Annotated in this window: 12 protein-coding genes; 8 read left to right on the forward strand and 4 right to left on the reverse strand. The window is 49.5% G+C overall.

Going from position 1 to position 11,969, the window contains the following annotated elements; translation table 11 throughout:
• Positions 1–148: 148 nt before the first annotated feature.
• Genes AC1XUF_RS21440 through AC1XUF_RS21450 form a run of 3 tightly spaced genes read left to right on the forward strand, consistent with a single transcriptional unit; the run spans position 149 to position 3,106 of the window.
• Positions 149–1,297 (forward strand): SIS domain-containing protein, encoded by a 1,149-nt coding sequence (locus tag AC1XUF_RS21440; protein WP_483343879.1) that lies wholly within the window; start codon positions 149–151, stop codon positions 1,295–1,297.
• Positions 1,298–1,328: 31 nt separating this feature from the next.
• Positions 1,329–2,282, forward strand: a complete 954-nt coding sequence (locus AC1XUF_RS21445) for a carbohydrate kinase family protein (protein WP_483343880.1) — start codon at positions 1,329–1,331, stop codon at positions 2,280–2,282.
• Positions 2,279–3,106, forward strand: a complete 828-nt coding sequence (locus tag AC1XUF_RS21450) for a class II fructose-bisphosphate aldolase (protein ID WP_483343881.1) — start codon at positions 2,279–2,281, stop codon at positions 3,104–3,106. Before AC1XUF_RS21445 ends, AC1XUF_RS21450 begins: the two co-directional genes overlap by 4 nt.
• 305 nt (positions 3,107–3,411) lie before the next feature.
• On the opposite strand, the gene bla is transcribed toward AC1XUF_RS21450, so the two are convergent.
• Complete coding sequence (bla, locus tag AC1XUF_RS21455; RefSeq protein ID WP_483343882.1) at positions 3,412–4,284, reverse strand: subclass B3 metallo-beta-lactamase; 873 nt, start codon at positions 4,282–4,284, stop codon at positions 3,412–3,414.
• Between the two features lie 145 nt (positions 4,285–4,429).
• On the opposite strand from bla, the gene AC1XUF_RS21460 reads away from it, so the two are divergent.
• A complete protein-coding gene (locus AC1XUF_RS21460; RefSeq protein WP_483343883.1) occupies positions 4,430–6,046 on the forward strand; it encodes a glycoside hydrolase family 32 protein in 1,617 nt (538 codons plus the stop codon).
• Positions 6,047–6,106: 60 nt separating this feature from the next.
• On the opposite strand, the gene AC1XUF_RS21465 is transcribed toward AC1XUF_RS21460, so the two are convergent.
• The 3 genes from AC1XUF_RS21465 to AC1XUF_RS21475 form a co-directional block, all read right to left on the reverse strand.
• Positions 6,107–7,129, reverse strand: coding sequence for an LLM class flavin-dependent oxidoreductase (locus AC1XUF_RS21465; RefSeq protein WP_483343884.1), 1,023 nt, complete (start codon positions 7,127–7,129; stop codon positions 6,107–6,109).
• 62 nt (positions 7,130–7,191) lie between these two features.
• Entirely contained in the window at positions 7,192–7,320 is a 129-nt protein-coding gene (locus AC1XUF_RS21470; RefSeq protein WP_483343885.1) for a hypothetical protein, read from the reverse strand.
• A 133-nt stretch (positions 7,321–7,453) separates the two neighbouring features.
• Positions 7,454–8,443 (reverse strand): helix-turn-helix domain-containing protein, encoded by a 990-nt coding sequence (locus tag AC1XUF_RS21475; RefSeq protein ID WP_483343886.1) that lies wholly within the window; start codon positions 8,441–8,443, stop codon positions 7,454–7,456.
• A gap of 105 nt (positions 8,444–8,548) precedes the next feature.
• Here AC1XUF_RS21475 and AC1XUF_RS21480 point away from each other — a divergent pair, with 105 nt between their 5' ends.
• The 4 genes from AC1XUF_RS21480 (at position 8,549) to AC1XUF_RS21495 (ending at position 11,917) form a co-directional block, all read left to right on the forward strand.
• The gene (locus tag AC1XUF_RS21480; protein WP_483343887.1) at positions 8,549–9,406 is read left to right on the forward strand and encodes an SDR family oxidoreductase; all 858 of its coding nucleotides are present in this window, start codon (positions 8,549–8,551) and stop codon (positions 9,404–9,406) included.
• A gap of 11 nt (positions 9,407–9,417) precedes the next feature.
• Entirely contained in the window at positions 9,418–9,843 is a 426-nt protein-coding gene (locus tag AC1XUF_RS21485) for a DUF6640 family protein (RefSeq protein ID WP_483343888.1), read from the forward strand.
• Between the two features lie 233 nt (positions 9,844–10,076).
• The gene (locus AC1XUF_RS21490; RefSeq protein ID WP_483343889.1) at positions 10,077–10,679 is read left to right on the forward strand and encodes an RNA polymerase sigma factor; all 603 of its coding nucleotides are present in this window, start codon (positions 10,077–10,079) and stop codon (positions 10,677–10,679) included.
• A 185-nt stretch (positions 10,680–10,864) separates the two neighbouring features.
• On the forward strand, positions 10,865–11,917 hold the full coding sequence (locus AC1XUF_RS21495; RefSeq protein WP_483343890.1) for a FecR family protein: 1,053 nt from the start codon (positions 10,865–10,867) through the stop codon (positions 11,915–11,917).
• Positions 11,918–11,969 lie beyond the last annotated feature (52 nt).

Consider the following 11,969-nt stretch of genomic DNA (forward strand, 5'->3'; position numbering starts at 1 on the left):
TTTCCGCAAGATATAAGTAAGAATAAATAAAGTAAAAGAAAGGTTTAAAATACTTTTTACTTTCGTTTTATGATGTTTACTTTGAAGTGCCATCACATCGTGTTTCAAAATGATTAAAATAACCGTCTTCTAATTACCGCCCAGAATAATGCAGAAAAATGAAACAAGTGTGCTTAAAAGTGGTGGGGAAGCACACACCCAACGTGAAATCCTGTCACAGCCAGCACTCTGGCAGGAGGTATATCATTTAATTAAAAAAGAAAGCGCAGAGATAGCCGACTTTCTGAATCCGATTATACAAAGGGAGAATCTGAGCGTTTTGCTGACAGGGGCAGGTACCTCGGGATTTATCGGTGAGGCCGCCCGGGGGACTTTGCAGCAAATATGGCGCAGACCTGTTCAGGCAGTACACACAACGGAAATTGTCACCCAGCCTGAAACGGTTTTTGTCCGCACGGTCCCTACGCTTTTGATCTCTTTTGCCCGTTCCGGGAATAGCCCGGAAAGCGTTGAGACAGTGCGCTTGGCCGACGCTCACTGCGACGAGCTTTATCATTTGATCATTACCTGCAATAGGGAGGGCGCGCTTGCCCATATGAACACCGTCGCACCAGATAGAATATACCGCATGGTGCTGCCAGAGGCAACCAATGATAAAAGCCTCGCGATGACCAGCAGTTTCACCTGCATGTTGCTCAGTGCGCTGCTGGTGGCGCGGGTGGATTCGCTGGACGATGAATCGGAGAAAATCCAGCGTATGGTCGAACATGGAAATTTGATCCTGGAAGAAAAATCCCTGCTTGAGACACTGGTCTTGAAAGGGTTTGAGCGGGTCGTTTTCCTGGGCTCCGGGGAGTTGCTGGGTATAGCGCGGGAATGTCATTTGAAATTGCTCGAACTGACTGACGGGAAACTGGTGTGCATGTCGGATTCTTTCTTGGGGTTCAGGCACGGGCCAAGGGCATTTGTGAATGAAAATACCTTAATGGTATACTTGTTTTCGCGAAATCCGCGGATGATGCGCTACGAGCGGGACCTGGCCGAAGACATCGCACGTGATGCCAGGACAATTCAGTCCCTGCAGATCGGGGGCGTGGACGAGTTGGTACTGGCCAATAGCAGTAAATTAGAATTGAATATTGATCCGGAAAATCAATACCAGATGATCCCGGTTACCCTCGTCGGCCAGTTGCTGGGCTTTTATAGCGCGTTGCATCTGGGTATTGATCCCGATAGCCCATCCATATCCGGGTCGATCAGCAGGGTAGTGCAGGGTGTTAATATTTACAGGGAATAAAATATTGAGCATAGAATAGCTGGTGTAGCGTATGATGAACCCTAAATTACTGGTAGTAGGCGAGTTGAATGTCGACCTGATTTTGAATAAAATCCGGGCTTTTCCTCAAATGGGAAAGGAAACGATCGCGGATGAAATGGACCTGTGCCTCGGCAGTTCTTCGGCGATCATGGCGGCAAATATCGCGGCGATGGGCGTGGATACCACCTTCTGTGGCGTGTTAGGAGATGATTATTTCGGGGATTTTATTTTGGATGAACTGAAAAGAAAATCGGTGAGCTGCGCGCATGTGACCAGACTTCCCGGCCAAAAGACAGGCTGCACGCTCGTGATGAACTACGGTCAGGATCGGGCGAACATTACTTACCAGGGGGCGATGAATGCGCTGAACATCAACTATATCCCTCTTGAAGCGACTGATCCCTACCAGCATCTGCACCTATCCAGCCTGTTTCTCCAAAACGGACTTTTACAGGACATTGAACAAATATTAAAAAGTGCACGCGCTGCTGGCATGACCACCTCGCTGGACCTGCAATGGGACCCATCCGAGCAGTGGACCTTCGACTATGCGCGCTGCCTGCCATATGTGGATGTTTTCATGCCTAATGAATCGGAATTACTGGCGCTGACGAAAACGGATTCGATCAGCCTAGGCATTGAGAAAATCCGGCCGTACCTGAATACCCTCGCCCTGAAAATGGGCAGAAATGGGAGCCTGGGTATCAGCGGCGGGCAGGAGCTAACAATGCCTGCTTTTGAGGTGTCGCATTTTGTGGATGCGATAGGCGCGGGCGACTCCTTTAATGCAGGATTTATTCAAAAATACATTTCAGGTGCACCGCTGGACGACTGCCTGCGGGAGGGTAACCTGATGGGTGCACTGAACACTACTGCTGCGGGCGGCACAGGCGCATTCTGTGACTTCAACCAAATCAGCACAAACATTAAAGACTTCTGGGGAATAGCATCGAGCCTGTCATGAAACTGAAAGAAAAACTACGCGAATTAACATTGCTGAAAAAGGGCTTGCTGGCTACCAATTATTACGATCTGGAAACATTGCACGGCGTGTTACAGGCTGCGGCGGACATGAAACAACCCGTTATTCTGCAACTTACCCAGAGCTCGATCGATTACATGGGCCTCAAAACGGCCGTGAACCTGGGCCGGAACGGACTGGAAGAATTTGGTGTGGAAGGCTGGATCCACCTCGATCACGGCGGGTCGGTAGAACTCGTGCAGCGGTGCCTGGATGCGGGTTTCGACTCGGTGATGATCGATGGCAGCGAGCTGCCTTTCGAGGAAAATGTCAGGCTGACGAGGGAAGTGGTGGAGCGGGCTAAAAAGTACGATGTCCATGTGGAAGCGGAGCTGGGTTATGTGGCCAAGCTCGGCCAGTCGCACGATCATAGCGGATTTACACAGCCTGACGAAGCCGCTGCATTCGTGCAGGAAACGGGTGTAGATGCATTGGCTGTGGCCATCGGCACGGCGCATGGATTTTATAAAGAGGAGCCCAGGCTGGACATTGAACTCTTGCGCAAAATTGCCGACAGAACTGCCGCAACCCTGGTCTTGCACGGAAGCTCGGGCGTGCCGCACACGCAGGTTCAGCAGGCAATTTCAAATGGTATTTGTAAAGTAAACCTGGCGACCGAAATCAAGAACATCTTCATGGCTTCCCTGAAAGCCGAACTTACCTACAACCAGGACATTGACCTTCGGAAAGTATTTCCAAAGGCGACCTGCAAGATTACCGAGCTGGTTAAGACGAAGCTGGAAATGGTAGAGAATGTGACTGTGTAGCCTGTTCATCCGTTTAAACAGGTAATCCTTTGGTGGGAACCAACAATCTGTTAACCCGACTTCCTCCACAGATTTGTCCCTGGTAAGCACGGCATAAGCAAAGCGATAGCAGGAATGTAAGAGACATCATCTGGTGTTGCGAAAGGTTTGGTCAGGTTCTCCGGAAGCAGATTAAGCAACAAGGGCATAAACCAAAATGAGATAAATCTGGTACGAGTTATGGCTAAGTTGTCCTGATCTGCTGGGGATATGTGCGAAGGCGGCCGTTGCTGCGGTCATCTGATTTCGGAGCGGACGCGAAAGATTTATTCCTTCAGCCGCTTCTTGTACGTAGCCTCAATACCTGCCAGCGTCTTGTCATAGTCTTCGCGGCCAGAGAAGGCTTCCGGATTGTAAGGCTCGCCGGGTTTATGTTTTTTCCGGAGGTTGAACTGACTGGCGTGAGAGGCCAGCCAAATGTCGAATTGCTCCTTTTTCATGACCGATAAGGTATAGCCGTAATCTTTGCCCACCTGCGGATATCCCGGCATGCCCGAGAGCTTTGTTTCGTCCAGTATCGTGGGAATATTGGCGATCAGGACTTTGTACGAACGTTTCTGGTCTTTAACGGTCAGGGAAAAACTGCTGGCGCCGGGGGTGTGTCCCGGATGATGCAGCAATTGGACGGAAGTCTCACCAAGTTTGACGATTTCCTGGTCTTTTAAAATGCGGTCGGGCGTTACGGGTGCAAAGGTAGCTCCATCTTTTCCCAGGACGAAATCCGAACTGCCGCCGTCTTTCATTAATTGCACGTCGGCCTGCTGGATCATTAACCTGGCGCCCGTAGCCTTTTTGATCGCCGCCATGCCTGCAACATGATCGTAGTGGGCGTGCGTGGCCAGGAGGATTTTGATATCCGAAAATTTAAAACCCAATGCCTCGACATGCTTTTTGAGCTGCGGAACAGACTCTTCCAAGCCCGTATTGATTAAGATGTGCCCTTCTTTGGTAGTCAGCAAATAGCTCGCCAAATCTTCTGTCCCAACATAATAAAGGTTCCCGGCAATGCGGAACGGAGGATAATCTTTTGTCCAGACAGCCTGTTTGAAGGGCAGCTTATATTGCTGGGCAAAACTGGCGATAGGCGTCGCGGCTATCAAAAACAGGGCTATTTTGAATATTTTTCTGATTTTATACATAACAGACAGATTGAGCCGCGAAGATAAAGCGCGTCTGCACTTAATCAAGTGCCTGTATTCAGTAAATGCCCGAAAAAATAATGTTGATCCTGGGTTAATTCTTGATGGAAAATGCCTCTTATCGGTAAAGAAACTCAAACGGCCCATGAGCAGAAGAAAGTTTTTACGTGACATGGCAACCACATCGATCGTCGCGCCTCTATCCGTCAATGGAATCATTGGAAAAGCGTCGCCAGGTGCTTCTCCCAATCTCAGTCCTTCGCAGCAGGAACTTGAAAACCACTCGAGGCTGATGCGCGCCAGGCTCCTGGCCGATCCGCTCCGTCCGACCTACCATTTTGTAGTCCCGGAAGGAAATGCATATCCTTTTGACGCGAACGGTGCAATTTTCTGGAAGGGCAAGTATCACCTGGGTTATATTTTCCAGCATAACGACGCCAAAGGAAACCGCATCCACTGGTGGGGACATGTGGTGAGCCACGACCTTTTCCACTGGTCGGCACTTCCGCCCATGCTGACTGTAGAGCCGGGTGACCCGGAAACGGGCATTTTTAGCGGAGGTGCTTTTGTATCGAAAGAAGGCGTGCCGCATCTGGTATACCACGGCACAGAAGCGGGGAATTGCATTGCGAAAGCGGCGGACGACGAATTGATCAAATGGGAGAAATTCAGGCAAAACCCGGTGCTGCCGCTCAAAAAATACAGTACGCTGACTGAGCGCAAGGGCGATAACGACAACAGCAACAATGCCTGGGATCCGCATATCTGGCTGGAAGGCGATGTTTATTACCAGATTTCGGGGGGTAACCCTGCCGCTCTATTTAAGTCGACGGACCTGCTGAGCTGGAAGTATGTCGGGACTTTTATGGATGAGACCAAACGGATGCGCAATGATTCGGAAGACTGGTCGTGCCCGGATTTTTTCAAATTGGGTAAGAAGTATGTCGCCGTGGCGATCAGTCATAATCTCGGAAACCAATATTATATCGGTGATTTTGTCAACGAACAGTTTATACCCGAAAAACATGAGCGTATGAACTGGTACGGGGGCACTTTTTTTGCGCCCGAAAGCCTGGTCGACGACAAAGGCCGCCGGATACTCTGGGGTTGGGTATTGGAACGGCGGGATTACGACGACGCGCAGGGGTGGTCGGGGACGATGAGTATGCCCAGGGTATTGTCGCTGAATGCGAGGAACGAAATGGTTATTTCGCCGCCGGAGGAGGTCCAGTTGCTGCGCTATAACAAAAAGGTGTCTGAAGATCTGGAAATTACAGATAAAAAGGAGGTCAAGCTTGATTTGAGCGGAAATGCGATTGAGCTGCACGCCACATTTGAAGGGGGCCACGGCAGCGTGTTCGGGCTGAAAGTCCTGTGCTCGCCGGACGGGAAAGAGGAAACGGTCATCAGATACGACCCGGTCAAAAAGCAGATCGTGATCGATTACATCCATTCCGCCGAGCCCGGGAATGTCAGATTTCCTTCCTATTGCATGATGGGATACCTGGACAAATCGGTACCTGAATTTGTATCGGAGCAGCGGGCCCCATTTGTATTGAAACCAGGAGAAGAATTAAAGCTGGAAGTTTTTATCGACAAATCGATCATTGAAGTTTTCGCGAACCGCAGGATCTGCGTGACTCAGCGGGTATATCCAACCCGCACCGACAGTGTGGGAATCCATGTTTTTAGCGAAGGAAAGGGGACTGTGAAGGTTTCCGGCCTGCAATGCTGGCAAATGGCGAAGACGAATTTTTGCTGATTGATGCCACGGATGCACCGCCGCTGCGGTGTCCGTGGCAATCCTTGTCGCTTCAGTTTCCTAGCGCCACCCGAGTCCGGGCGCCACATACTTCAGAATAGAAGACAGCACATGTACATTGTAGTCAACCCCTAACGTATTGGGTATGGTCAGAAGGACCGTATCCGCTTCCTGGATCGCTTCGTCCTGTGCCAGCTCTTTGATGAGCTGATCTGGCTCCGCAGCATAGCTTCTGCCGAAAATGGCGCGCTTGTCCTGTTCGATCATGCCGATTTTATCTTTCCGATCGGACTGCTGTCCAAAGAAGTAGCGGTCCTGCTGGGTCACCAGTGCGAAAATAGAGCGGCTTACCGAAACCCTGGGCTCACGCTGGTGTCCCGCTTTTTTCCATGCTTCCTTGTACAACCTGATCTGCTCCGCTTGCTGCACATGAAACGGTTTGCCGCTCTCGTCGTATTTCAGGGTAGAACTTTGCAGAAACATGCCATTTTCAGCAGCCCAAACGGCAGTTGCATTGGAAGCGGCCCCCCACCAGATACGTTCCCGCAATCCGTCCGAATGTGGCTCCAGACGCAGTAAACCAGGTGGGTTCGGAAACATCGGGTACGGATTTGGCCGTGCAAATCCCACACCTTTTAGTCTTTCAAGGAATTCCAGCGCCTTGCGTCGCCCCATATCCGCGTCGGTTTCTCCCGCAGCCGGTTCGTATCCGAAATATCGCCAGCCGTCGATGACCTGCTCCGGCGACCCCCTGCTGATGCCCAATTGCAATCGGCCCCCGGATATTAAGTCCGCAGCACCGGCATCTTCCACCATATACAACGGATTTTCATAACGCATGTCGATGACCCCGGTTCCAATCTCGATTTTACTTGTTTTAGCGCCGATAGCCGAAAGCAATGGAAATGGCGATGCCAATTGAGCTGCAAAATGATGTACCCGGAAATAAGCGCCGTCTAAGCCAATCTCCTCCGCGGCAACAGCCAGGTCAATGGATTGAAGCAACGTGTCACTCGCTGTTTGGGCTTTATAAGCCGGATGATCAGCCCAATGCCCGAACGATAAAAATCCTATTTTCTTCATGGAACGTCACTGAATTTCTTGTTTTCCTAAGTCGGTTTAAAATTAGGCAGATTATCCGGTTTTCAGGCATTCAGCCCGCCGCCGATCAAAGACAGCATCGTAGAAGCGAGGAACAAACGGGAGCAGCAACCGGCCAGGCAGCCATCGCCATTTGTCAAATATTTCTTGGCGGCATCCTCTGTGCCGCGCATATTGTAAGAAAATTCACTGCGTCTATGGAAAAGAAAAAGCGTTTTAACTTTTGGATCAAACTGGCAAGCATGTCGCTTGACATTGTCAGCCTGATACACCTTGCCTTTTTTTGATGCAGAAATGCTCCCGATTCTAAATTTTTGATGGGGAGTGCATTACTGAAAACTTTTTAGGCTTCACACCGGTGTGTTCTTCGAAAACGCGGGCGAAGTGGCTTAGATTTGTGAAGCCTAAGCCATAACCTACTTCACTGACCGACAGCTGCTTTGATTGCAATAGTGCGGCGGCTTCCTTCATACGCATCTTCTGATGATATGCATGTGGGCCATAACCAAATACCTGCTTGAACAACCGCTTTAACTTTGACAAACCCATCCCTGCCAGCTGTGCAAGCTCGGTCAGGGGTGGGGCTTTGGCTAAATTATGGATAAGCTTATCCCGTACAAGGTACAGCGCTTTGAGGTCGGTCCTATTGATTGCCTGGAGGTTACTATCCTGGCGCTGCAACAGTTCCATCAATAAATAACAGATCAGCTCTTCTGCCTTCACTTTGTAAAAGAAACGCTGCAGGGAAGCAGGTACAGCTACATCGGTCATTTCGGAGACCACTTCCGCAAGGCGCAGGGAAACCAGTTCTTCGAAAACAAGGGGCTGGCGGTTCTCGAGAAGTGTTCTGAGTAACAAACTGTCTGCTCCGGTTACCAGTAGCTCCCTGAGATAAGCCGGGTCTACGGCAAGTTTGATCAGATTAAAGCTTACCCCGCCAGGAATGTGCACATCAGTTTCTAACCCCTGGGTACTGATGGTGACTGATGGAAGTGGTTTTTGGGGTGTGACTTCTTCCTTTGGTTTTTGCCGCGCGTTTTTTAAAATGCCGCTGATCGCGATTTGAATCATACTATCCGGCAGATCAAAACTTTGTCTTTTGATCAAGACGTCTTCGCGCAGGGTATAATTCCGTACGATCAACCGGAGGTAATTCCCGAATAAAAATCCCATCACGTAGCCGCTGCCAAATTGCCCGGGAATGTTCACCCGGCCATTCTGCACCGGGCTGCCCACAGCTTCGGCGAAAGCAGCTAAAAAATGATCACCATCGGGTGCGCCGATTTCCAGGTTCATTGCTGGTCTTTTACGACTGTTTTAAGGGCTAATTTAGGTATTTTATACAGTAAAGTCAGCCGACCTTTGCGGTGTTCTTTTAAGTAAATCAAAACAAATACCATCATGATATTCATCACAGGCGCTACGGGAAGTATTGGTTCCGAATTGTGCCGGTTACTGGCGGCCGGAGACATACCGGCCCGGGCCATGTATCGCAGCGATAGCCAGCAAACTCGATTCAATGCCTTGGGCCTGGAGGCTGTACGGGCTGATTTCAACGACCCTCATGCTATGCGGAAGGCCATGCAGGGATGTGACAAACTATTTCTGTTGACCGCCCCGGATGAGCGGCACGCCGAGCGCGAAACAGCCCTTATTGATCTGGCTGTTGAAGTGGGCGTTGAGCGCATTGTAAAGGTTTCGACGGCCAACACAAACCAGGGTTCAAAACTGGCTTATGCCCGGTCACATGCCCGGATCGATCAGTATTTGCGCAACCGATCTATTGACTGGACAATTTTACGACCAACCGGTTTTATGCAAAATTTTACAGCGTACGCGCACCCGATTGCGAAGGGTATCTTGCCGCATATGATCGGCGACGGACAGATCAGTTACATCGATCTCCGGGATATTGCGTTGGTAGCCAAACAAGTGCTGACCCAGACGGCTCATACAGGTGCCACCTATTATCTGACGGGACCAGCTTCTCTGACAGTAGCCGACGTGGCGGCCCAATTGACGCAGGGGCTGGGTTATGTCGTGCAGGCAGTGAACCAGTCCGAAGCCGACGCGCGGCAAACACTGGGATATGCCGGACTTGATGCCTGGCATACCGACGCATTGATAGCGCAATTCAAGATCGGGGCCCAAGGTGGTGAAATAGATGTGACGGGCGAAGTGGAACGGCTAACCGGCAGTCCGCCAAGAACGCTTATGCAATTTATCAGCGATTATAAAAACCACTTTTTAAACCACTAATCCTCATAGACATGAAACCGACATCCATAGGTAAATTCCTTATTACGCTGGTTGCCATTTGGGCAACTGCCGGCTCCTATATCTTCGACTGGAACCATACCCATATTTATAATCCCACGTGGCCGCCTCATGCCAAATTTCACAACGCGCAGACGATGCTATTGGGCACCATGATCGGCCTGACATCGCTCTGGATATTATGGTTGTCCGAAGCAGATGGTCTCTATCGTCTGAAGATTGCCTCCGCTCTTGCCAGTTATTACTGGATTACCCAGGCTGGTTCCCTCTTATTTCCGGGAACAGCCCTGGTAGACCCTCAGTTTGCCTATTCCGGCCAGGCACCGGCCCAGCTCATTGTTGATATCGTGATGCTGGCAGTGCTAACCATCGGTTATTTTTTAGAAAGCAGACGGTTCAAGCAAAATGTACATTTGTAAGAGTAAATAGGCAGCGCCAACAGCCATTGCTATCAGCAATGGCTGTTTTGATTTTGCGCGGGCGCTTAACCACTGCCGCTTTCAAAGCTGGCTGCGACAAGCTTGTCAGATTGATGTTCCTTTTTTTGACATAGCGGCTCGGGGGTAGGTGAACCGGCGGGCAGTGGGAGTAACGCTGATCATTTCAATATTATATGCGTATATTTGATCTTACAAGCGAAATATGCTGTATTATGAAATCGGGCGACGTCTTTATTGATGAAAATGAGCTTTTGACGGAATTAATCAATGGTGATCAAAAGGCATTCACCGCTTTTTACTTCAGGTACAGCCGACAGCTATACGCGAATATTTTCAGGTTGGTGAAATGCGAAGAGACTTCGAAGGAAATTTTGCAGGACCTTTTTCTCAAAATCTGGGAAAGCCGGAGCCAGATAGATATTTCGAAGCCGTTCAAGTCCTACTTATTTAAGGTAGCACAAAACCTGGTGTTTGACCACTTTCGGAAGGCAGCTCGGGACAAGAGGCTTGGTGATTACCTTGTATCCTCCGCTGCGATTTATTACAACCATTCGGAAGAGACGGTCATTTATAACGAAAGCCTTCATTTCATCAACCGGGCGATCGACCAGCTTCCTCCTGTCCGCAGGCAAATATTTCTGCTCAGTAAGATGGAAGGGAAGAGCTATGAGGAAATTGCCTCCCTTCTGAAAATTTCTACCTCCACAATCAGCGATCACATTGTTAAGGCCAACCGCGCTGTCAGAAAATACCTCCATACACACGGTGATCTGGCCGTGTTGCTCTTGATCTGGATGATTTTCAATGATTTATGAAGTTTCTGGTCGTTTTTCTTTGTCAGCCGGAGTGACCTTCGGAGGTCATCCCGACCGGTCCTGAGCACCGTATTTTGTTTAGCTTTATCTCTTTTTTTTAAAAAAATAATTTTTTCTTTCTCACAGAGCAGAGGATAATATTTTGTAAAGCGTATTAACTATAAAATATTATAAAGACTCAGATTTTGGAAGAAAGCGAACAAATCCAAGGGCTTTTTCAGCGCTACCTGGCCAATGAATGTACATCCGATCAGGTGCGGTCCTTATTAGCTTACTTTAATTTAGAGGAAGAGAATCAGATGTTACGGGATTTGATCTCGCAGCATCTGCAGGCGGCCGCGAAGGACAATGCAGAAACAGATGCTGCGGTCATGGAAGTGTACGACAAGCTCTTGAAAAAAATGATTTTCAGGAAGGAGGTCCGTGCCGTCCCGCAAACCAGCTTTACATTTAAAGGCTGGTATCGTATGGCTGCCATCTGGATTGCACTCCTGGTAAGTGTCGGCGGTTCGCTTTACATTTATAATAAGTGGTTTGATTCTGCCGTCCTGAAAGGCTCTGTGGGTCAGGTGCTTACTTTACGCTCTGTGGCCACTGGCATAGGAGAGCGACGGAAGGTTGCATTGAACGACGGCTCGGTCATATGGCTGAACGCAAAGAGCACGCTATCCTATCCGGCTGATTTCAAGGGGGATACCCGTGAAGTAAGTCTCGAAGGGGAGGCATACTTCGAAATTGCACGGGATACCCTGAAACCCTTCATTATCCGCTCGGGCCAGATACTAACAAAGGTTCTGGGAACGAGCTTTGATATCAAAGCTTACCGTGAAGACCCGGCAATAGCCGTAACAGTGGTAACAGGCAGGGTAATGGTGAATTCTCATCGATCTGCCGTGTATATCACACCAAACCAGCGTGTTTTATACAGTAAAGAAAGCGGGGAGTTGGTCAAAGAGGATGGCGTGGACGCAGTGGGCCAGATTGCCTGGCGGGATGGCAAAATGCAGTTCAGGAACATCATCCTCGGGGATTTGATCAGGATACTGCAGAGAAACTATGAATTTCAGATCGACTATAACCCGGCTTTGGGCGGCTGCCCCGTCCATGCTGATTTCGATTCGGGCATCGCAGTTTCAAAGGTGCTGAAAATGTTATCGGTTTCCGTCGGTGGGGAACTCAGGATGGTGGGAAATTCAAAATACTATATCGATGGCAGCTGTGGGCAACCACGGAGGTAAACGGTGACATTGGACAATACAAATGGACTGAACTAACGTGATATGAACAAAA

It is taken from the genome of Dyadobacter sp. HNCC25DJ185 (genome assembly GCF_056895195.1).